The sequence below is a fragment of the Streptomyces sp. NK08204 genome (assembly GCF_020400585.1).
GTDB lineage: Bacteria > Actinomycetota > Actinomycetes > Streptomycetales > Streptomycetaceae > Streptomyces.
The window spans coordinates 16,455-37,365 of the sequence record NZ_JAINVF010000017.1 but is presented as its reverse complement, the minus strand read 5'-3'; the positions used below and the strand labels follow the sequence as shown (position 1 = coordinate 37,365).

Below are 20,911 nucleotides of genomic sequence, written 5' to 3'. Positions count from 1 at the left end.
CATCAGACATGATGTGTGTTCATATGGCCGGTCAATACGGCCGAATGCCCGATGTGTCGACGGCAGATTCCATCGCCGGGCGGACGTGCCCGCAAGCGTCAGGCGGCCTTGGCCTTCGTGGCGTACATGTCCACGTACTCCTGCCCCGACAGGTGCATGACCTCGGCCATCACCGAGTCGGTCACGGCCCGCAGCACGTAACGGTCCCGGTCCATCCCCTCGTAGCGGGAGAACTCCAGGGGCGCACCGAAACGCACGGTCACCCGGCCCGGCCGCGGAATGCCCCGGCCCCCCGGCTGCAGCTTGTCCGTGCCGATCATCGCGAACGGCACCACCGGGGCACCGGTCATCAGCGTCAGTCGCGCGATGCCCGTACGCCCCCGGTACAGGCGGCCGTCGGGCGAGCGCGTGCCCTCCGGGTAGATCCCGAAGACCTTGCCCTCGTCCAGGATCCGCCGTCCGGTCATCAGCGCGGCGACGCCACCGCTCGCGCCGTCCCGGTCCACGGGGATCATGCCGACGCCGGTGAAGAACCACGCCATCAGGCGGCCCTTGAAGCCCTTGCCCGTGACGTACTCGTCCTTGCCGATGAAGTACACCTGCCGCTTGGTCACGAGCGGCAGCACGATCGAGTCGATGAACGTGAGGTGATTACCGGCCAGAATGACCGGGCCGTCCCCCGGGATGTGCTCTGCGCCCTCCACCTGGGGGCGGAACATCAGGCGCATGATCGGTCCGAGCACTGCCTTGATGAGCGCGAAGCGGGACAACGGGTCCTCCGACGTCAAGGGGAGCCTTATGAGTCTGTGCAGGTGAGGACATTACTCGCGGCCTCGCGGGTAACGCACATCGGGTGCGGCCGGTTCACCGATGTCTTACGCACTGTTGACACGGGTTTACCTGCGGTGGCGCGTCGACGGCCACGCCTCGCCCGCGGGTGACGATGTGACGGACATCGCGCCTCGCCCACCGGACAGCAGACGTCACCCGGGTGTTCGATCCGGGGTCGACCGTCCGTCATGTGGACACCCCTACGATCGGCCCGCACTGACGGGATCGGCCCGCGAGGAACACGCGCACGGCAGGAAGACGCCGACGGCAGGAGGGGCGCTCATGGACAGCGACCAGGCGAACGACAAGACGCAGGGAACCGGACGGCGGGCGCTCCTCGGCGCCGCGGTGCTCGGCGCGGGCGGAGCGGTCCTCGGTCTGCCCGGCGCGGCGAGGGCGGCCGAGGCCCGGACGACGGCCGGATCCGCCGACCGCGGGCTGAAGAGCCTGCCGGTGCCGACGATCATCGGCCACCGGGGTGCCAGCGGCTACCGCCCCGAGCACACCTTCGGCTCGTACAACCTGGCCCTCGACCTCGGCGCCGACGTCGTGGAGGCCGGTGACCTGGTGCCCACCAAGGACGGGCATCTGGTGTGCCGTCACGAGCCGGAGATCGGCGGCACCACGGACGTCGCCGCCCACCCCGAGTTCGCCGACCGCAGGACCACCAAGGTGGTCGACGGCGTCTCCGTCACCGGCTGGTTCACCGAGGACTTCACGCTCGCCGAGCTGAAGACGCTGCGCGCCGTCGAGCGCATCCCGGCCAACCGGCCGCACAACACGCTCTACAACGGCCGGTGGGAGATCCCCACCTTCGAAGAGGTCCTGCAGTGGCAGGACGAGCAGACCCGCAAGCGCGGCAGGCAGGTCTGGATCTATCCCGAGACCAAGCACCCCACCTACTTCCGCAAGCTGGGCCTCGGTCTGGAGGAGCGGGTGGCGAAGCTGCTGCGCAAGTACGACAAGGACGGCGGGAACTCGCCCGTCATCCTGCAGTCCTTCGAGCCGACCAGCATCCAGAGGCTGAACCAGCTCGTCGACAACCCGCTCGTCGTCCTGCTCTCCTCGGCGACCAGCCGCCCCTACGACTTCGTGGAGGCGGGCGACCCGCGCACGGTCGCCGACCTGATCACGCCCAAGGGCCTGCGGGAGATGGCCGGTTACGCGCAGGGCATCGGCCCCACCCTGGACCTGGTCATTCCCAGGAAGGACGACGGCACCCTGGGACAGCCGACCACGCTGGTCGCCGACGCGCACAAGGTGGGCCTCGTCCTCCACCCGTGGACCATGCGCAACGAGAACCCCTTCCTGCCGGCGGAGTACCGCAAGGGCAGCGCGGCGGACGCCTACGGCGACGCGTTCGGTGCCTTCAGGACGTACTTCGCGACCGGCATCGACGGTGTCTTCACCGACAACGCCGACACCGGCGTGCTCGCCCGCGCCGACTTCCTGGCCGGCTGAGACGGGGCCGCCGCGTCAACGGCGGAGCCTTCGCGCACCCCGTTCGGGGTGACTGCGGGCCGCCCCGGCAACCTGCCGCCGGGGCGGCTCGTCGTTTTGCATATGACGTACGACTTGGTGACAGCCCTGCGCCCACTGCTCACCGCCGAGGCATCCGCAGAGGCATATGCCACCGGAAGTGAACCGGGGGACCTGGAGCAGGCCGTCTGGCTCCGGCTGCTGGAGCGGCTGGCGGTGCACGGGCCACCGCTCGACCCCCAGGGCTGGCTGCGCAAGGCCGTCCGCGCCGAGGCGCGCCGCAGTCGCCGTACCACCCGCCTCGAACGGCCGTACGCCTGTGAACCGGCCGACGACACCCGGCCCGGGCCCGAACAGTCCGCGCTCACCGCCGCCCGGTACCACGCCCTGCGCGACGCGGTCCGACGGCTGCCCGGCCGTTGCCCCCGTCTGCTGGAAGCGCTGCTGTCCCCGAAGGACCTGACATACCGGGAGATCGCAAGGGAGTTGGGTATCTCACAGGGCAGCCTCGGACCAGAACGTTCCAGATGTCTGGGATGTCTGCGTCGATTGCTTGCACCGGAGGTTGCGGCTCTCGAAGGGCGGGGATAGGAGTGGGGGACGACAGGTGATCAGGTGAGCGGGAGGCATGCGCACATGGGCATGAGCGTGACCATCTCGGAGGCGACCGAGCAGGACGTGGAGCAGATCTTCCGGCTCCAGTACCTGTGCTTCCAGAGCGAGGCGGCGCTGTACGGCAACTACCGCATCGACCCGCTGGTCCAGAGCCTCGACTCGGTCCGGCAGGAGGTCGGCGCCGACTGTGTCTTCGTCGCCCGGCTCGGCGAGGAGGTCGTCGGCTCGGTGCGCGGCCGGACCGGTGAGGACGGCGCGGCTGCCATCGCCAAGCTGTGCGTCCACCCGCGCCTGCAGGGTCACGGCATCGGTGCGCGGCTGCTGCGTGCGGCCGAGACGGCCCTGGCCGAGCAGCGCGGCGCCACCATGTTCCGCCTGCACACCGGCCATCGCAGTGAGGGCAACCTGCGCCTGTACCGCCGGGTGGGATACCAGGCGGTGGGCAGGACCAAGGGCGCCGACGGTGTCGAGCTGATCGTGCTGGAGAAGCCGGCCGGGACGTACGCGACTACGGCGTGACGGTCCTGCGCGCCTTGCCCAGCCAGTACATGGCCGACAGCGGCAGCAGCACCGGAATGAAGACGTACCCCATGCCGTAGTCCGACCACACCGTCGAGTCCGGGAAGGCGGACGGCTCGGCCAGCGTCCAGGTACCGACGACCAGGACACCCGCGAGTTCGGCGGCACAGCACACCAGTGCCGCCCTGCGGGCGGTCTCCCCGCCGCGGATCAGCGTGTAGGTGATGAACCCGTACACCACGCCCGCGACCGCCGACAGCGAGTACGCCAGCGGCGCCCGGTCGAAGTCCGTCGCGATCTGGTACGCCGAACGCGACACCGCGCCCACCACCATCACGCCGTAGAACCAGACGAGCAGCATCCCCGGCCCGCCGATGAGCCGGCCCGGCTTCTCCTGCACCGAGGTCACCTCAGCCTCCCCAGATGTCGTACAGCCGAACCTCGAGGACGGCCAGCACCGCACCGCCCGCAGCCGCCGTCACCGAGCCCCATTTCGTCCGCTCGGTCAGCGACATGAGTCCCGCCGCCGGAACGCACGCGAACGCCCCCAGCAGATACGCCACGAAGATGGTCGTGCCCTGCTCCGGCTTCTCGCCCCGCGCGAGCTGCACGATCCCGGTCACCAGCTGGACCAGGGAGAGCAGCCACACCACGGCCATGCCGATGAAGTGCCAGTCCTTGGTCGGCTGGTCGCGATAGGCGGCCCAGCCGCACCAGGCGGCGAGCAGCAGCGCGGCGAGTCCGGTCGCCAGCGTCAGGACATAGAGCATGCCGAGACCTTATTACGGCGGGGAGGACCGGCCGCTGCCGACCCCGGACCTCGCCCCCGTACCTCGACCGCTCCGGCCACCGCGACCCTGTCCCGTGGCGTTGGCCACAGCCACCGGCCCGAGCAACCGCACGCCGGCCGGCGGTGAGCGGTCCGCGGCCTTGTCCGCCCTGGTCACCGGCGACGCGTGGGGGATCGCCGCCCGCGGCCGGGAGTGTCCGCGGCTGTCCAGCATGCGGACGGCGGCGGCTTGTCAGCACCGTACGTCTGGTTTACTGATCGCATGACCACGACGAGCAGCCGCATCCCCGCGACCGAGGCGACCATGACGCCCGGTGCTCGTTGTATGTGTCCGTGCCGAATGTGTGCCTTCTAGAGGGCCCCTGCACCACCTGAGCCTCGCGCCCCGAAGCGAGAGCCGCGGCCTGTCCGGCGTCCGGATTCCGGAACGCGAGACAGGTGTCTGCCGCGCACAGAGTTCTCCCCGGTTCACCGCCGTCGCGAGACCCGTGCCGCGTCCCTGACCGAATGCCATGCATGCACACGTGCCCGGGCACACCCACGCCCGCGCACTCGACAGTGACGGAAAACCAGTGATCACCACATCGGGCCTGACCAAGGTCTACCGCTCCCGCGGCCGAGAGGTCACCGCCCTCGACGGCGTCGATCTCCACGTCCGCGAAGGCGAGGTCTACGGCGTCATCGGCCAGTCCGGCGCCGGCAAGTCCTCGCTCATCCGCTGCGTCAACCTGCTGGAGCGTCCGACATCCGGGACGGTGACCGTCGCCGGACAGGACCTCACCGCCCTCGCCGGGCGCGGCCCGCGGGCGGGCAGGGAACTGCGGCAGGCGCGCAGCCGGATCGGCATGGTCTTCCAGCACTTCAACCTGCTGTCCTCCCGCACGGTCCAGGAAAACATCGAGCTGCCGCTCGAAATCCTCGGCACGTCAGGGAAGGAACGTTCGCGCAAGGCGCTCGGCCTCCTCGACCTCGTCGGTCTCGCCGACAAGGCCAGGGCCTACCCGGCCCAGCTCTCCGGCGGCCAGAAGCAGCGCGTCGGCATCGCCCGCGCCCTCGCCGGCGACCCGAAGGTGCTGCTGTCCGACGAGGCCACCAGCGCCCTCGACCCGGAGACCACCCGCTCCATCCTCCAGCTGCTGCGCGACCTGAACCGGCAGCTGGGCCTGACCGTCCTGCTCATCACGCACGAGATGGACGTCGTCAAGAGCATCTGCGACTCGGCCGCGCTCATGGACAAGGGCCGCATCGTGGAGTCCGGGACCGTCAGCGAGCTGCTGGCCACGCCCGGTTCCGAACTGGCCGCCGCCCTGTTCCCGGTGGGCGGCGAGGCCTCCGGCGCCGACCGGACCGTCCTCGACGTCACCTTCCACGGAGACTCCGCGACCCAGCCGGTCATCTCCCAGCTGTCGCGCACCTACAACATCGACATCTCGATCCTCGGTGCCGCCATCGACACCGTCGGCGGCCTCCAGGTCGGCCGCATGCGCATCGAACTGCCCGGCCGCTACGAGGACAACGTGGTGCCGATCGGTTTCCTGCGCGAACAGGGCCTGCAGATCGACGTACCGGGCCGGGAGGCCCTGCCGGCGAAGGAAGGTGCCAAGTGACCTGGACCGAGATGCAGCCGTTGCTGTCCCAGGCGTGTTGGGACACGCTCTACATGGTCGGCTGGTCCACCCTCATCGCGGTGGCCGGCGGGCTTCCGCTCGGCATCCTGCTCGTCCTCACGGACAAGGGCGGACTGCTGCAGAACCTCGTCGCGAACAAGGTGATCGGGCAGATCGTGAACGTCGCCCGCTCGATGCCGTTCATCATCCTGATGGTCGCGCTGATGAGCTTCACCCGCACGATCACCGGGACGACCATCGGCCGCGAGGCCGCCATCGTGCCGCTCGCCATCGGCGCGATCCCGTTCTTCGCCCGCCTTGTCGAGACGGCTGTCCGCGAAGTGGACGGCGGACTCGTCGAGGCCGTGCAGTCGATGGGCGGCAACACCTGGACCGTCGTACGGAAGGTTCTCGTACCGGAGTCCCTGCCGTCCCTCATCTCCAGCACCACGACCACGATCGTCGCCCTCATCGGCTACTCCGCCATGGCCGGCACGGTCGGCGCCGGCGGCCTCGGCGACATCGCCATCCGCTATGGCTACCAGCGCTTCGAGACCCAGATGATGTGGATCACCGTCGTGATCCTCGCCGTCGTCATCTCGGTCATCCAGTTCGCCGGCGACTACGCCGCCCGCTCCCTGCACCGGCGCGGCGGACGCTCCGGCCCGGCGCCGAAGCTACGGCTGCTGAAGGCCGGGAGTACGCCGGCCGAAGCCGGCAAGGCAGCCTGAGCGCCCCCAAGACTCCCCGTCCCCCCAAGACGGGTCGCACCACCCATAAGGAAAGGCACTTTTCGTGCGTAACACCGCCAAGATCACCGCCGCTGTCCTCGCCGCCGGAGCCCTCGCCGCCGGGCTCACCGCCTGCGGCTCGGACAAGGACTCCGCTTCCTCCGCCGACTACAGCGGCCCGCTGGTCGTCGCCGCGAGCCCCACCCCGCACGCCGAGATCCTGGACTTCGTCAAGGACCACCTGGCGAAGAAGGCGGGCCTCGACCTGGAGGTCAAGGAGTTCCAGGACTACATCGTGCCGAACACGGCGACCGAGGACGGCTCGGTGGACGCCAACTACTTCCAGAACCAGCCGTACCTCGACGACTTCAACAAGAAGCGCGGCACCCACATCGTGCCCGTCGTCACGGTGCACCTGGAGCCGCTCGGCCTCTACTCCCACAAGGTGAAGAAGGCCGACGCCCTCAAGAGCGGTGCGACCGTCGCCGTCCCGAACGACGCCGTCAACGAGGCCCGCGCCCTGAAGCTGCTCGCCGCCGAGGGTCTCATCACCCTGAAGGACGGCGCCGGCAACGAGGCCACCCCGCAGGACATCGCCAAGAACCCCAAGGGCCTCAAGTTCAAGGAGGTCGAGGCGGCCCAGACCCCGCGTTCCCTGGACGACGTGGACGCGGCCGTGGTCAACGGCAACTACGCCATATCCGCCGGCCTGAAGCCCGCCAAGGACGCCCTCGTCCTGGAGTCCGCGAAGAACAACCCCTACGGCAACTTCCTCGCCGTCAAGAAGGGCAACGAGAAGGACCCGCGGGTGAAGAAGCTCGCGAAGCTCCTCACCTCGCCCGAGGTCAGGAAGTTCATCGAGGACAAGTACCAGGGGTCGGTCATCCCGTCCTTCTGAGCCGCCCGGTCCCCCAGCGGGGTCCACTCCCTCACCGGGGGCGGACCCCGTTGTGCGGTTCACTGGTTTCATGCTGCATGCTGGGCAGTTCAGCGGGCCTGACGGCCTTTCACCATCCTTTTCCGAAGGTTACGGAGCGGCGCATGACGAGCACCTTCCCCGACATCTCCATCAGCACGGAGCGGTTGGTGCTGCGTCCCCTCGAGGAGGACGACGTGTCCGCCCTGACCGAGATGATGAACGACGAGCAGGTCGGCGCCTGGACCGACGTCCCGCAGCCGTACTCCGAGGACGCCGCCCGGCGCTGGGTCACCGAGCACGCCCCCGCCGAGCGCGCCGCGGGCCGTGGCCTGGACCTCGCCGTCACCGAGTTCCTCACCCAGCGCCTGGTCGGCGTCGTCCAGCTCGCCAGGACCGACTGGCACATCCGGTCCACCGAGCTGTCGTACATCGTCGCCCCCTGGGCCCGCGGCGAGGGCTACGCCTCCGAAGCCGCGCTCGCCACCGCCCAGTGGCTCTTCGGCGACCAGAAGTTCGAACGCATCGAGCTGCGCACCGCCGCCGACAACGCCGCCTCCCAGCAGGTCGCCCAGAAGATCGGCTGCATCAGCGAGGGCGTGCTGCGCAACGCCTGCATAGTGCACGTCCGCGCCGAGGACGGCACCTGGACCGACCAGCGCACCGACTACATCGTGTGGAGCCTGCTCCCGGAGGACCTGGACGGCGCCGACGGGCAGCTCGCCGACAGCGCCGGGTTCACCGCCTACTCCGACTGGAACTGAGACGCGAGGCGCCACGGCCAGGCCCAGCCGCGCGGCCGACAGCTCCACCAGGTACGCTCACGGAGCCGGCCCCCGGGCCCATGCCCCTGACTACCTGCGAAAACCTGGAGACTGACGACGATGGCCGACCGGGTCACCGTGATCGGCTGGGACGGCTCGCCACTGACCGCGGCAGCCCACGCCGCCCTCGGCGCCGCCACGCTCGTGGCGGGCGCGGCCCACCACCTGGCGCTTCCAGAGGTCCCGCCCGCCGCCGAACGCGTCCGCCTCGGCAGCCTCGCGCTCGCCGCCCGCCGGATCGCCGCCCACCGCGGCACCGCCGTCGTGCTCGCCGACGGTGACCCCGGCTTCTTCGGCGTCGTACGCAGTCTGCGTGCGCCGGAGTTCGGCCTGGAGGTCGAGGTCGTCCCCGCCGTCTCCGCCGTAGCCGCCGCCTTCGCCCGCGCCGGCATGCCGTGGGACGACGCCCAGGTGGTCGTCGCCCACCCGCGGACCCTGCGCCGGGCCGTGAACGTCTGCCGCGCCCACACCAAGGTCGCCGTCCTCACCGCACCCGGCGCCGGCCCTGCCGAACTCGGACTGCTGCTGGACGGGGTCCACCGGACCTTCGTCATCTGCGAGGAACTCGGCACCGAACGCGAACAGGTCACCGTCGTCACCTCCGACAAGGCCGCCGATCACTCCTGGCGCGACCCGAACGTCGTCATCGTCATCGGCGGAACCGCCGGACCAGGTGTCGCGGGGGAGGGGGGCGGCTGGACCGTCGGACGCGACCCCGGCACCGCCCCGCGCGGCTGGGTGCAGCCCGACGAGACGTACGGCACCCTCGGCGAGGGCGAGACGCAGCTGCTCCGCGCGGCCCAACTCGCCCGGCTCGGGCCCCGGGTCGGGGACCTCGTCTGGGACATCGGCTGCGGCGGCGGCGCGTTCGCCGCCGAGGCAGCGCGCGCCGGTGCCGCTGTCATCGCCGTCGACCGGGACGGCGACGCCTGCGCCCGTACCGCGTCCGCCGCGCGCCGTTTCGGTGTCCAGCTCCAGGTCGTCCACGGCACCGCCCCGCACGTCCTCGAGAACCTGCCCGAACCGGACGTCGTACGGGTGGGCGGCGGGGGAGCGGCCGTCGTCTCCGCGGTCGCCGACCGCCGTCCGCAGCGCATCGTCACGCACGCCGCGACCCGGGACGCCGCCGAACTCGTCGGCCGGGACCTGACCGAGCACGGCTACCGGGTCGAGTGCGCCCTGCTCCAGTCCGTCGAACTCGACACCCGGGACTGGACGGAGACCGAACGGAACGTGGCGTTCCTGCTGAGCGGGGTACTCCCGGACCGCGCCCCGTGATCCTGTTGTCGTACTGCGCGCGGTAGGCTGGCCGATCGTTGTACCGCACCGGGTGGCCCGGAAGTTCGTTCGCCAATGTCCGGAAAACGCGCCCCTTTTGGGGTGGGTGTGGTACGGCGAACCCGAGGACGCGCAACGTGGCGCAGTCCACAGCGGTCTGTCGCGGATCATGCTGTCGCGACGGCGGAACGGACGGGACAATGCCACCGAGTGGCTTTGTCGCCTTTTTCGGCGGCTCGTTCGTGCCGCTGGGCACGCACGCTCGTTCTTCACCATGGGCGGTCGGCGCGCCGTTCCGGGTGAGCTGGTCGTAGAAGCACTAATCGATGGGCGAGGGGTACGCATGACCGACACCGGCCAGGTCCCGGGCGAGGGGCAGCCGGAGAGCGCAGGCATGGTGGAACAGCCGGGCGTCCCCGCGCACGGCGCGTACACCTACCTCTCCGAAGCACCCGCCGAGGACGAAGACCTGTTGCTGCCGGGTGCCCAGGGCGCATGGGGCAACGAAGTGCCGCCGCCGGCTCCGGAGCCGGTCGTCGAGGCCGTCCACGAGCCTGGGCCGCACGAGACGGGCGGCCGGGACACCGGCTCCGTCGACCTCGGCGGCGTCCGGCTGCCGAACCCGGCGCAGGCCCCGCACAGACCCCTGCACCTCGGCCCGCCGATCCCCGACGCCTCCGCCAGCCCGGTCCGCACCCTCGCCGACCGCGGCCCCGCGGGAGCGCCGGTACGGCAGCCCGGTCCGCCGACGACCGGCCCCGAGTACCTCGACGCACAGCCGCTGCACGACATGGCCCCGCAGAACGCGACCCCCTGGGGCGCCGCGCCGGCCGCCACCGCCCAGGTCGGCGTTGCGGCGCCGGCTACGGAAACGGCTGACCCGGCCGCCCTCTCCGGGGAGCCCGTGGCCGACCCCTCCGGTGCCGCCCAGGCCGCCGTGATCCGCCTCGCGGCCCAGGCCGCCGCGCAGGTCCAGGGCGACGCTGTCCAGGCCCCCGCGGTCCAGGACCAGGTCGTCCACGCCCATGACGGGATGCAGCCCGTGCACGGTCACGACGGGGTGGACGCCGTTCCGGCGGGCCAGGGCCCCGAGGGCACGGTTGCAGCCGAGGCCGTGACCGGGGCTCCGGTGGCCGAAGCCGTGCTGCCCGCCGACGGTCTTGCACCGGCGCCCGCGGGCGGGCAGGCCGCACCGGCCGCCGTCGAGGCCGCCGTGGTCGCCGGTCAGGCGGTGACCGGCGAGCCGGTCCCGGCGGCGCAGGCACCCGAGGCCGCGACGGAGGCTCCGGCACAGACGGCTCCCGTCCAGGAGATCCCAGAGGCCCGGCAGGTCCAAGAAGTGCCACAGGTCCAGGCAGTCCTGGCAGCCCCGGCAGTTCCGGAAGCCCTGGCAGTTCCGGAAGCCCTGGCAGTTCAGGAAGGGCCGGAAGGTCAGGGAGTTCAGGAGGCGGCCGACCAGACCGTCGTGCCAGGCCAGGCACCCGAGGTCGCGCAGACCGCGGACGTTGCGCCGAGCGCTCAGACGGGTCCGGTCATGCAGGCCCCGCAGGCCTCCGGGCCCGCTCAGGCGGCCGAAGCGGCCCAGGCCGGCGATGCTGTTCAGCCGGTAGATGCTGTTCAGCCGGTAGATGCTGTTCAGCCGGTCGATGCCGTTCAGCCGGTCGAGGGCGCCCAGCCGGCGGAGGCTGCCCAGACCGCCGACGGCACGCAGGTCGTCGACGTCGCAGGGGCGGTGCAGGCTGCGGCGGGGGCCGGTGAAGCCGTTGCCGTCCAGGCCGTCCCTGTCGCCGAGGTCGCCGAGACGGTCGCCGTTCAGGCCGAGACGGTCGCCGTTCAGGCCGTGCCCGTCGCCGAGGTCGCCGAGGCCGTTGCCGTCCAGGCCGTGGCCGCTGCCGCCGGTCCCGCCGCTCCGGCCCGGCCGGACGCGCAGGCTCCGGATGCCCCCGAGCCCGTCCAGGCCCAGGACGAGCAGTCCACCGCCACCGCGCCGGACCAGGCCACCGGCGTCACCACCGCCCCCGCCCAGGCCCAGGACACCGCTGTGCCCGCGCCCGTCGCCGGTGCCGCGACGCCGGTCGCCGTCGAGGCATCGGAGCCGGCCGTCCTTCAGGCCCAGGGGGCGCAACTCGCCGAAGCCCCCGCTGAAGCCGCCGCCGAAGCCGCCGCCGAAACCCCCGCTGAAGCCGCCGCCGAAGGGGCCGTCGCCCCGGCGGACGGGCCCCAGCACCCCCAGCCGCACGCACCGGCACCGGATCCCGCCCCGGCGCAGACCCCCGTCATGGGCCCCGCCGGCCCGCAGGTCCAGCCCCTCGCGGCAGCTCACGACCAGGCGGTGCCCGTACCGTCCGCGGCCGAGGCCGTGCCGCAACCCGCCCCGGCCGCGCAGCCCGTGGCCCCCGTGACCGCCGAGACCGCGGAGCAGCCTGCCCAGGCCCCCGCCGGCACCACGGAGCCCCTGCCCTCCGGTATCCCGTCGGAGCCGCACCCGGAGCAGACGCTCGGGCAGTTCGTCCCCGTGACCGGGCAGGTGCCGACGGCGCCGCACCTGGCTCCGACCCCGCCGCAGCCGATCGTGCTGCCCAGGCAGGAGCCGCAGGAGTCGCCGGAGCCGCAGGAGTCGCCGGAGCCGCAGGAACAGGCGGCCACGGTCCCGGCGCCCCGCGAGGCCGAGGCCACCGCCGAGCCCGCGCCCGATGTCGTACAGCAGGCGGAGGACCTGGACACCAGGGCCGCCGACCAGGAAGAGAGCGCGGCCTCCGTGGCGCAAGCACGACAGTCCACCGGTCCGGCCGCGCCCGCATACGACGACGCCGAGCGCGAGGCCGTCCTGAAGGTGATGCGCGAACGCCGCGACATCCGCAACGGCTTCCGCAGCGACCCGATCCCGCACGACGTGCTGCTGCGCGTCCTGGAGGCGGCCCACACGGCACCCTCGGTGGGCCACTCGCAGCCCTGGGACTTCGTCGTCATCCGGTCCGCGGAGACCCGGCGCACCATGCACGAACTGGCCATGCGCCAGCGCGAGGCGTACGCCAAATCGCTGCCGAAGGGCCGGGCCAAGCAGTTCAAGGAACTGAAGATCGAGGCCATCCTCGACACCCCGGTGAACATCGTCGTCACCGCGGACCCGACCCGCGGCGGCCGGCACACCCTCGGCCGCCACACCCAGCCGCAGATGGCGCCCTACTCCGCAGCCCTCGCCGTGGAGAACCTCTGGCTCGCCGCCCGCGCCGAGGGCCTCGGCGTCGGCTGGGTCAGCTTCTTCGACGAGCGGGAGATGGTCCGCGCGCTCGGCCTGCCCGAGCACCTGGAGGTCATCGCCTACCTGTGCGTCGGGTACGTCGACGAGTTCCCGGACGAGCCCGAGCTGATGCAGGCCGGCTGGTCCAAGCGCCGCCCGCTGTCCTGGGTGGTACACGAGGAGACGTACGGCCGCCGCGCCCTGCCCGGAGAGGAACCCCACGACCTGCTCGCCGAGACCGTTGCACAGATCCGCCCGCTCGACGCCAAGGCGCTCGGCGAGGCATGGGAGCGCCAGAAGCGCATGACCAAGCCGGCCGGCGCGCTGGGCATGCTGGAGATCATCTCCGCCCAGCTGTCCGGGCTGTCCCGGCAGTGCCCGCCGCCGATCCCGGAGCCCGCCGCCGTCGCGATCTTCGCCGGCGACCACGGCGTGCACGCCCAGGGCGTCACCCCCTGGCCGCAGGAGGTCACCGCCCAGATGGTGGCCAACTTCCTCGGCGGGGGCGCGGTCTGCAACGCCTTCGCCAACCAGGTCGGCGCCGAGGTGTGTGTCGTGGACGTCGGCGTGGCCGCCGACCTGCCGGCCACGCCGGGGCTGCTGCCGCGCAAGATCCGCGGCGGTACGTCCGACATGACCACCGGTCCGGCGATGACCCGCGAGGAGGCCAAGGCGGCCATCGAGGTGGGCATCGAGACCGCCCGTGACCTCGTCGCCGCCGGCAACAAGGCGCTGCTCACGGGCGAGATGGGCATCGCGAACACCACGGCGTCCGCCGCGCTCATCTCCGTCTTCACCGGCGCCGACCCCGCGGAGGTCACCGGCCGGGGCACCGGCATCAACGACGAGACGCTGGCCCGCAAGACGGACGTCGTCCGCCGCGCCCTGGAGCTGCACCAGCCGGACCCGGCCGACCCGGTCGGTGTCCTCGCCGCGATCGGCGGCTTCGAGCACGCGGCCATCGTCGGCCTGCTGCTCGGTGGCGCCTCGCTGCGCACGCCGGTGATCCTGGACGGCGTCAGCGCGGGTGCCGCCGCACTGGTCGCCCGCGCCATCGCCCCCGAGGTGCTGGCGGCCTGCATCGCGGGCCACCGCAGCGCCGAGCCGGGCCATGTGGCCGCGCTCAACAAGCTGGGCCTGCGCCCGCTGGTCGACCTCGACCTGCGCCTCGGCGAGGGCACCGGCGCCCTGCTCGCGCTGCCGCTGGTGCAGAGCACGGCGCGGGCCATGCACGAGGTGGCGACGTTCGACTCGGCCGGAGTCACCGAGAAGTAAGGGCCGAGGGGCGTGTGGTCCGGTGTTCCAGCAGCCGGACCACACGTGCCCTCCGTCCCGCGCACAGCTAAAATCCGCACGTCAGGGCCGCTTCGACGCCGCAGCGCGCCCACCGCACCGCGCTGCACGAGGAGCCGTCCCTCATGGCCGAAAACCCCGCCTACCCCGTTGGCCTCCGTCTGTCCGGGCGCCGTGTGGTCGTCCTCGGCGGCGGCCAGGTCGCCCAGCGCCGCCTGCCGGCGCTCATCGCCGCGGGCGCGGACGTCGTCCTCGTGTCTCCGGAGGCGACCCCCTCGGTCGAGGCCATGGCGGACGCGAGCGAGATCACGTGGCTCAGGCGCCCGTACGCGGACGGCGACCTCGCCGACGCCTGGTACGCCCTCATCGCGACCAGCGACCCGGAGGCCAATGCCCTGGCCTCCGCCGAGGCCGAGCGGCACCGCGTCTGGTGCGTGCGCTCCGACGACGCCGATCTGGCGACGGCCTGGACCCCGGCCACCGGCCACAGCGAGGGCGTCACCGTGGCCGTGCTCACCACGGACGCACGCGGCCGGGACCCGCGGCACACCGCCGCGATCCGGGACGCGGTCGTAGAGGGCCTGCGCGACGGCACCCTCGTCGCCCCGCACCACCGCACCCGCACGCCCGGCGTGGCCCTGGTCGGCGGCGGCCCCGGCGACCCGGACCTGATCACCGTGCGCGGGCGGCGGCTGCTCGCCGAGGCGGACGTCGTCATCGCCGACCGGCTGGGCCCCCGCGACCTGCTCGCCGAACTCCCGCCGCACGTCGAGGTGATCGACGCGGCGAAGATCCCCTACGGCCGGTTCATGGCCCAGGAGGCCATCAACAACGCGCTGATAGAGCACGCCAAGCAGGGCAAGTCCGTCGTCCGGCTCAAGGGTGGCGACCCGTTCGTCTTCGGCCGCGGCATGGAAGAGGTCCAGGCGCTCGCCGAGGCCGGCATCCCGTGCACCGTCGTCCCCGGCATCTCCAGCTCGATCTCGGTGCCGGGCGCGGCCGGCATCCCGGTCACGCACCGCGGTGTCGCCCACGAGTTCACCGTGGTCAGCGGCCATGTGGCCCCCGACGACGAGCGCTCCCTGGTCGACTGGCCGTCGCTGGCCAGGCTCACGGGTACGCTCGTGATCCTGATGGGCGTGGACAAGATCGGGAAGATCGCCGAGACGCTCGTCGCACACGGCAAGTCCCCCGAGACGCCCGTCGCTCTGGTCCAGGAGGGCACGACGGCCGCGCAGCGCCGGGTGGACGCGACCCTGGCCACGGTGGCGCAGACCGTACGGGCCGAGGACGTGAAGCCGCCGGCGGTGATCGTGATCGGCGAGGTCGTGGCCGTCGGCCCGGCACCCTCGGCCTGACCGCGCACGGCCCGAGCACTCGGGCCCGATCAGGCATAACCGGGGGTAACCCACTCCTATCAGCCGTTGGCACCACACCCAGGACAAGGCAGTATCACCCTGTGGCCGATCTCATCACCCTTGAGGATCCCGACGACCCGCGCCTGCGTGACTACACGGGCCTGACCGACGTCGAGCTGCGCCGCAGGCGCGAGCCCGCCGAGGGCCTGTTCATCGCCGAGGGCGAGAAGGTCATCCGACGGGCCAAGGAAGCCGGCTACGAGATGCGCTCGATGCTGCTCTCCGCCAAGTGGATCGACGTCATGCGGGACGTCATCGACGACCTGTCGGCCCCCGTGTACGCCGTCAGCCCGGAACTCGCCGAGCAGGTCACCGGCTACCACGTGCACCGCGGCGCCCTCGCCTCCATGCAGCGCAAACCGCTGCCGACAGCGGCCGAACTGCTGCGCTCCGCCCGCCGGGTGGCCGTGATGGAGTCGGTCAACGACCACACCAACATCGGCGCGATCTTCCGTTCGGCGGCGGCCCTCGGCATGGACGCGGTCCTGCTGTCCCCGGACTGCGCCGACCCCCTCTACCGACGCAGCGTGAAGGTCTCGATGGGCGCGGTCTTCGCCGTGCCCTACGCCCGCCTGGAGAGCTGGCCCAAGGGCCTGGACTCGGTCCGCGAGGCGGGCTTCACGCTGCTCGCCCTCACCCCGGACGACAAGGCCCGCAGCCTGGACGAGGCCGCCCCGCACCGGATGGACCGGGTGGCGCTCATGCTCGGCGCCGAGGGTGACGGGCTGTCCACCCAGGCCCTGGTCGCCGCTGACGAATGGGTCCGCATCCCGATGGCCCACGGCGTCGACTCGCTCAACGTGGGCGCGGCGGCGGCCGTGGCCTTCTACGCGGTCGCCACGGGCCGACCGGAGTCCTGAGCCTCTCGCCGGGCCCTCACCGTCGTCGTCGGCCGGGCCCGGCCCGCGACGTGCGGGGCCCGGCCGGGCGTCAGTTGCCGTGGTCGTCCTGCGACAGGGTGGACTCGTAGCGCTGGGACATCGTCCTCTCGCCGTCGAGCGGAGCGAACGACGGCTGTGCGGACGGTGCGTGCCGCTGCTGAAGGCGCTGTACGCCGTCGCCGCCGCCCATACCGCGTGCCGGACCCTGGCAGCCCTGCGCCAGGGCGATGCCGAGCGCCACGAGCAGGGTCACCACCACGAACACGAACAGCCGCTGACGCAGCAGCCGCGGATTGGCCGGCCGCAGCCCTGCTCCCGTGCGTCCGGTGCCGGTCCGCCCCGTACCCGTCGTACGCGGCGCCGGCCGCCCGGCACCGCTGCGCGGAGCGGGCCGGCTTCCGCTGCCGGAGCGCGGGCCGCTGCCGCGCGGGGCCGGGGTCGGGCGGGCGGCGCCCGGCCGCGAGGCGGCACCCCCGCCGCGTGAGCCCCCGCTGCGGGAGGCGGCACCCTCGCTCCGCGAGCCCCCGCTGCGGGAGGCGCTGCCACCCCGCGAGGGGCTGCTGCCCCGGGGCGGCGTGCCGGACCGCGGCACCGGGGTGCCCGGCGGGGTCCGCCGCTGGGTGCGCTGCTGCTCGGGGTAGGTGTCGACGAGCCGCCCGGTGGGCCGGTCCGCCTCCGAGGCGCGCGGCGCGGGCGGCCGTACGTCGGTCAGGCCCTGTGCCTCGCGCGCCGCGATCTCCTTGAGCCGCAGCGACAGTTGCAGGGTGCTGGGCCGCTCTTCGGGGTCCTTGGCCAGGCAGGCCCGGACGAGCGGGGCGAGCGCGTCCGGTACGCCGTGCAGGTGCGGCTCCTCGTGCACGACGCGGTACAGCATCACCTCGGAACTGCCGTGTCCGAAGGGCGAGTCGCCGGTGGAGGCGTAGGCGAGGGTCGCGCCCAGCGAGAAGACGTCCGTCGCCGGGGTGACCGTGGCGCCACGCACCTGCTCGGGGGCCAGGAAACCGGGGGAGCCGACGGCCGTACCGACATGGGTGAGGGTGGAGGCGCCGGTGGCCCAGGCGATGCCGAAGTCGATGATCCGCGGCCCCTTGGGGGACAGCAGGATGTTGGAGGGCTTGAGGTCCCGGTGGACGACACCGGCCTCGTGCACGGCGACGAGCCCCTCGGACAGGGCCGCTCCGATCGCCGCCGTCTCGGCCGCGCCGAGCGCGCCCTCGTCGGCGACCTTGTCGTGCAGGGAGGGCCCGGGGACGTACTGGGTGGCGAACCAGGGCCGCTCGGCCTCCAGGTCCGCCGCCACCAGCCGGGCCGTGCAGCCGCCCCGGATGCGCCGGGCCGCCGAGACCTCCCGTGCGAACCGCGACCGGAACTCCTGGTCCTCGGCGAGATCGGGCCGGATCACCTTCAGTGCGACCCGCTGCCCCTTCTTGTCGGAGCCGAGATAGACCACGCCCATCCCGCCCGCGCCGAGCCGTCGGTGAAGCCTGAACGAGCCGACGACGCGCGGGTCCTCGCGCCTCAGGCGCATCATCGCCATGTTCATCCCCGCTGCCCGGTCCCTGTGACGGGGCTCAGCTTACGTTTCCACGGCCGCCTGCGCGCAGAGGCCGCGCCCTCTCGGGCCGACGGATTGTCGGCGTGTGGTGCACGATGTGAGGCGCGGTCAAAAAACCTTCCGCCACGCCGCCCTTGGGCCTGCCGCAGCGTCAACCGGTCGCCGGAACAGGGTGGTTGACCCGGTACGCAGACGTGGTGCACGAAAGGTGGCGGCCGTCCCCGAGGCGGTGTGTGCGGGCACGGGGGTGCGGTTCCGGCGCGTCGGCAGGGCGGACCCGCCGGGCCTCGCGCCCCCACCCGAAGTGATCGAAGTCACTCCGGTCGCCTCGTCGGACGCTTCCGACATGGCGTGACACAACGGGCGACCCCTCCGGGAAGACCCCTAGACCCCGTCCCGTTTCTCCACCCAGGGGAGTACTCGGCGGCGTACGGCTCATCCTCCGGGAGGCCCGGGAATCGGTACGAAGGCATGACGTCCGGTGGGGGGCGCGCGCCTAGATTTGAGGTCAAGCGGCGGGTGCAGCACTCGTCCCCCGAGGTCAGACACCCGCCGCTGCCGACGACAACACCAGACGGTCAGGAGAGGGACCATGGCCCGCACGGCACCGTGGCGCACAGTGCGCCGCCCCCGCCGGACGGGCCGCCGCCACCCTGTGGTGGCGACGCTCATGGCCCTTCCCCTGGCGGCCCTGCTCCTAGTCGTTTTCGACGGCTGGGAGACGGTGGCCACACAGGCGTCGTCCGTGGGTGCGATGCTGGGGCGCTGAGCGGCGACCCAGGCCCGGAAGAGCGGTCCGGGCGGGGACATCCATCCAGGAAACCCCGTGGGGACGGGGGTGCGGCGGACGGCACAAAATGCCGGCGCAGCTGGGGAGCTGCGCCGGCATTGCGCCGTTGCGGCAGGGCGCGGTGCACCGTTGCGGCAGGGCGGGGCGCGCCGTGGTGGGCGGGCGCTGTCGGACCTCCGTGCCACACTGCGGCCCATGTCCCACGACGACCTCGCTCCCGCTGATCTCACGTTGCGCCGATGGCGCTCCCTCGACCGGGCGACCGCGCGCCGTGTCGCCCGGCAGGCGGCGGACCGGGTGAGCGGCCGGGTGAGTGCGTTCGAGACCACCGAGCACCTCGGCGCCCCGCTGCACCGGGTCCGGATCGAGCGCGACGGACAGGAGTTCGCCCTGATACCCGGCGGCCCGGTGTCCCTCGGTTTCGACCCGGACGCCTGGCGGCCCACGCCCGAGCAGGCCGCCGACTACGCCAGGAGCGTGGCGGCGGGCTTCGGGTACGCGGCGGATCTGCGCGCGCACCTCGCCGAGGTGCTCAGCCCCCGCCGCAGGGTCGTCCTGGACACGGTGCTGATGGCCGTCACGGACGAGGACCTCACCGAGCCGCCCGCCGACATGCCGGCGGTTCTCGCGGCGCGCGGCCTGCGCATGCCGACCTCCGACGAGTGGGAGCACGCCTGCGGAGCCGGCGCGGACACCTTGTTCCACTGGGGCGACACCTGCCCCCTCGACCGTGTCCCCTACACCGACCCCAGCGGCCCGCAGAGCAGCCCGAACGCCTTCGGCCTGCGCATCGCCTACGACACCTACCGCATGGAGCTGACCAGCGACACCGGCGCGGTCCACGGCGGCGACGGCGGCGAGTCCGTGTGCGGCGGCTACGGCGCCCTGCTGGGGTGGCTGCCCCTGGCGACCGCCAACCGCAACCCCTCCACGGCGGAGTTCCTCCACGACCCCGAGGGCGAGGACCTGTTCGAGGACTGCTCCACCCGGCCGGTGCTCCCCCTGTGACGCCCACCCCGCACCCGGACGGCCGCGCCGAGAGCCGCGCTCCGGTTCCCGCGCTCGTCCACGCACTCACCGCCACGGCCAGGGCCGCCGCCCATCCCGGCGCGGGCGAGACCTCCTGCGCCTGCGGACCGGCACCGGGCACCCTCGCCGACCGCCCGGACGCCACCGTCGTCCGGCACGCCGACATCGTCGCGAAGGCGCACGCCCCCGGCACCGACCCCACGGAGCTGGCCCAGCGCCTGACCGCGGCCGCCCGTCACCCGGACGTCCTGCTGCCCCCGCTCGCCACCGCCCCGGCCCCGCTGCACGACCGCCAGGTGACCCTCTGGCCCTACGGCGCCCCCGTGGACCCCGACGACCCGGACGCGGCTCCCTGGGAAGCGGCGGCCACTCTCCTCGCCCGCCTCCACCGCGCGCCCGTCCCTGCCCGGCTGCCCCCGATGCGCGGCCCGCTGAAGGCCGCCCATGCGATCGCCCGTCTCCACGCGGCCCTGGCCGGGACACCCGGGTCCCCTGCACCCGGACCCCGTGCCCCCGGCTTCCCTGCACCTGGGTCCGCCGCGCCCGGACCCCGTGAGGCCGCGCTCCCCGTCCTGCGGGCCTGGGCCGCACTGCCCGCCTGGGCCCGGGCCGAGGCGCCCATGCCCGGACCCGCGGCCCTGTGCCACGGCGACCTGCACCTCGGCCAGCTCGTCCGTCATCCGGCACCCGACGGGCCCTGGCGGCTGATCGACGTGGACGACCTCGGCGCCGGTGTCGCCGCCTGGGACCTGGCGCGCCCCGCCGCCTGGTACGCGTGCGGACTCCTCCTGCCCGACGAGTGGTCCCGCTTCCTGACCGCCTACCGCGCGGCCGACGGCCCGGCGGTACCCGCCGACGGCGATCCCTGGCCGGCTCTGGACGTCCCCGCCCGCGCGCTGACCGTACAGACCGCCGCCCGCGCGCTCACCAAGTCCCTGGGGGCGGGCCGCCCGCTGGACGAGGCCGAGCAGGCCCTCGTGGACGCCTGTGCGCGAATGACCTCCGTGCCGCCCCAGTTGACGTCCCGGATTCCGGACTAAGGTGCAACCGGCCAGGGCTGCACGGAGTCTGTCCTGGGGTAACACGAAGCACGACCGACCGGCGAGGAGTTGAG

Annotated in this window: 18 protein-coding genes; 14 read left to right on the top strand and 4 right to left on the bottom strand. The window is 72.8% G+C overall.

Annotated elements, in window-relative coordinates; all coding sequences use genetic code 11:
- Window positions 1-98: 98 nt before the first annotated feature.
- Entirely contained in the window at window positions 99-770 is a 672-nt protein-coding gene (locus K7G59_RS23620) for a 1-acyl-sn-glycerol-3-phosphate acyltransferase (RefSeq protein WP_225837576.1), read from the bottom strand.
- Window positions 771-1,113: 343 nt separating this feature from the next.
- Here K7G59_RS23620 and K7G59_RS23615 point away from each other — a divergent pair, with 343 nt between their 5' ends.
- From K7G59_RS23615 to K7G59_RS23605, 3 genes are all read left to right on the top strand, one after another.
- A complete protein-coding gene (locus tag K7G59_RS23615) occupies window positions 1,114-2,292 on the top strand; it encodes a glycerophosphodiester phosphodiesterase (protein ID WP_225837412.1) in 1,179 nt (392 codons plus the stop codon).
- Between the two features lie 102 nt (window positions 2,293-2,394).
- A complete protein-coding gene (locus K7G59_RS23610) occupies window positions 2,395-2,901 on the top strand; it encodes an RNA polymerase sigma factor (protein WP_225837411.1) in 507 nt (168 codons plus the stop codon).
- Window positions 2,902-2,946: 45 nt separating this feature from the next.
- The gene (locus K7G59_RS23605; RefSeq protein WP_225837575.1) at window positions 2,947-3,444 is read left to right on the top strand and encodes a GNAT family N-acetyltransferase; all 498 of its coding nucleotides are present in this window, start codon (window positions 2,947-2,949) and stop codon (window positions 3,442-3,444) included.
- On the opposite strand, the gene K7G59_RS23600 is transcribed toward K7G59_RS23605, so the two are convergent.
- Together K7G59_RS23600 and K7G59_RS23595 are read right to left on the bottom strand one after the other, a co-directional pair.
- Window positions 3,434-3,853: a hypothetical protein gene (locus tag K7G59_RS23600; protein ID WP_225837410.1), complete on the bottom strand. Its 420-nt coding sequence runs from the start codon at window positions 3,851-3,853 to the stop codon at window positions 3,434-3,436. The genes K7G59_RS23605 and K7G59_RS23600 overlap by 11 nt on opposite strands.
- A gap of 1 nt (window position 3,854) precedes the next feature.
- A complete protein-coding gene (locus K7G59_RS23595) occupies window positions 3,855-4,214 on the bottom strand; it encodes a hypothetical protein (RefSeq protein WP_225837409.1) in 360 nt (119 codons plus the stop codon).
- A 592-nt stretch (window positions 4,215-4,806) separates the two neighbouring features.
- Between K7G59_RS23595 and K7G59_RS23590 the strand changes: the two genes are divergently transcribed.
- From K7G59_RS23590 to K7G59_RS23555, 8 genes are all read left to right on the top strand, one after another.
- Window positions 4,807-5,841 carry a methionine ABC transporter ATP-binding protein gene (locus tag K7G59_RS23590; protein ID WP_225837408.1) on the top strand — a complete coding sequence of 345 codons (1,035 nt, stop codon included), beginning with the start codon at window positions 4,807-4,809 and terminating at the stop codon, window positions 5,839-5,841.
- Window positions 5,838-6,572, top strand: coding sequence for a methionine ABC transporter permease (locus K7G59_RS23585; protein WP_225837407.1), 735 nt, complete (start codon window positions 5,838-5,840; stop codon window positions 6,570-6,572). Before K7G59_RS23590 ends, K7G59_RS23585 begins: the two co-directional genes overlap by 4 nt.
- Window positions 6,573-6,636: 64 nt before the next feature.
- Complete coding sequence (locus K7G59_RS23580; RefSeq protein WP_225837406.1) at window positions 6,637-7,470, top strand: MetQ/NlpA family ABC transporter substrate-binding protein; 834 nt, start codon at window positions 6,637-6,639, stop codon at window positions 7,468-7,470.
- 143 nt (window positions 7,471-7,613) lie between these two features.
- Complete coding sequence (locus K7G59_RS23575) at window positions 7,614-8,252, top strand: GNAT family N-acetyltransferase (RefSeq protein WP_225837405.1); 639 nt, start codon at window positions 7,614-7,616, stop codon at window positions 8,250-8,252.
- 120 nt (window positions 8,253-8,372) lie between these two features.
- The gene (cbiE, locus tag K7G59_RS23570; RefSeq protein ID WP_225837404.1) at window positions 8,373-9,590 is read left to right on the top strand and encodes a precorrin-6y C5,15-methyltransferase (decarboxylating) subunit CbiE; all 1,218 of its coding nucleotides are present in this window, start codon (window positions 8,373-8,375) and stop codon (window positions 9,588-9,590) included.
- Window positions 9,591-9,933: 343 nt separating this feature from the next.
- Window positions 9,934-14,106: a nicotinate-nucleotide--dimethylbenzimidazole phosphoribosyltransferase gene (cobT, locus tag K7G59_RS23565; protein WP_225837403.1), complete on the top strand. Its 4,173-nt coding sequence runs from the start codon at window positions 9,934-9,936 to the stop codon at window positions 14,104-14,106.
- A gap of 143 nt (window positions 14,107-14,249) precedes the next feature.
- On the top strand, window positions 14,250-15,482 hold the full coding sequence (gene cobA, locus K7G59_RS23560) for a uroporphyrinogen-III C-methyltransferase (protein ID WP_225837402.1): 1,233 nt from the start codon (window positions 14,250-14,252) through the stop codon (window positions 15,480-15,482).
- A 101-nt stretch (window positions 15,483-15,583) separates the two neighbouring features.
- On the top strand, window positions 15,584-16,402 hold the full coding sequence (locus tag K7G59_RS23555) for an RNA methyltransferase (RefSeq protein WP_225837399.1): 819 nt from the start codon (window positions 15,584-15,586) through the stop codon (window positions 16,400-16,402).
- A gap of 70 nt (window positions 16,403-16,472) precedes the next feature.
- Here the strand turns inward: K7G59_RS23555 and K7G59_RS23550 are convergent, their stop codons facing one another.
- A complete protein-coding gene (locus K7G59_RS23550) occupies window positions 16,473-17,966 on the bottom strand; it encodes a serine/threonine-protein kinase (RefSeq protein ID WP_225837396.1) in 1,494 nt (497 codons plus the stop codon).
- A 604-nt stretch (window positions 17,967-18,570) separates the two neighbouring features.
- Between K7G59_RS23550 and K7G59_RS23545 the strand changes: the two genes are divergently transcribed.
- From K7G59_RS23545 to K7G59_RS23535, 3 genes are all read left to right on the top strand, one after another.
- The gene (locus K7G59_RS23545; protein WP_225837394.1) at window positions 18,571-18,747 is read left to right on the top strand and encodes a hypothetical protein; all 177 of its coding nucleotides are present in this window, start codon (window positions 18,571-18,573) and stop codon (window positions 18,745-18,747) included.
- Window positions 18,748-18,963: 216 nt separating this feature from the next.
- Window positions 18,964-19,776 carry a hypothetical protein gene (locus tag K7G59_RS23540; RefSeq protein WP_225837392.1) on the top strand — a complete coding sequence of 271 codons (813 nt, stop codon included), beginning with the start codon at window positions 18,964-18,966 and terminating at the stop codon, window positions 19,774-19,776.
- Window positions 19,773-20,837 carry a phosphotransferase gene (locus K7G59_RS23535; RefSeq protein WP_225837390.1) on the top strand — a complete coding sequence of 355 codons (1,065 nt, stop codon included), beginning with the start codon at window positions 19,773-19,775 and terminating at the stop codon, window positions 20,835-20,837. The genes K7G59_RS23540 and K7G59_RS23535 overlap by 4 nt, the downstream gene beginning before the upstream one ends.
- Window positions 20,838-20,911 lie beyond the last annotated feature (74 nt).

Bases quoted from the DNA above. Each gene is read 5' to 3' on its own strand.
- K7G59_RS23615 (WP_225837412.1), top strand. From the start codon at position 1,114: ATGGACAGCGACCAGGCGAACGACAAGACGCAGGGAACCGGACGGCGG.
- K7G59_RS23595 (WP_225837409.1), bottom strand. From the start codon at position 4,214: ATGCTCTATGTCCTGACGCTGGCGACCGGACTCGCCGCGCTGCTGCTC.
- K7G59_RS23610 (WP_225837411.1), top strand. From the start codon at position 2,395: ATGACGTACGACTTGGTGACAGCCCTGCGCCCACTGCTCACCGCCGAG.
- cbiE (WP_225837404.1), top strand. From the start codon at position 8,373: ATGGCCGACCGGGTCACCGTGATCGGCTGGGACGGCTCGCCACTGACC.
- cobA (WP_225837402.1), top strand. From the start codon at position 14,250: ATGGCCGAAAACCCCGCCTACCCCGTTGGCCTCCGTCTGTCCGGGCGC.
- K7G59_RS23605 (WP_225837575.1), top strand. From the start codon at position 2,947: ATGGGCATGAGCGTGACCATCTCGGAGGCGACCGAGCAGGACGTGGAG.
- K7G59_RS23545 (WP_225837394.1), top strand. From the start codon at position 18,571: ATGGCCCGCACGGCACCGTGGCGCACAGTGCGCCGCCCCCGCCGGACG.
- K7G59_RS23575 (WP_225837405.1), top strand. From the start codon at position 7,614: ATGACGAGCACCTTCCCCGACATCTCCATCAGCACGGAGCGGTTGGTG.
- K7G59_RS23550 (WP_225837396.1), bottom strand. From the start codon at position 17,966: ATGAACATGGCGATGATGCGCCTGAGGCGCGAGGACCCGCGCGTCGTC.
- K7G59_RS23540 (WP_225837392.1), top strand. From the start codon at position 18,964: ATGTCCCACGACGACCTCGCTCCCGCTGATCTCACGTTGCGCCGATGG.
- cobT (WP_225837403.1), top strand. From the start codon at position 9,934: ATGACCGACACCGGCCAGGTCCCGGGCGAGGGGCAGCCGGAGAGCGCA.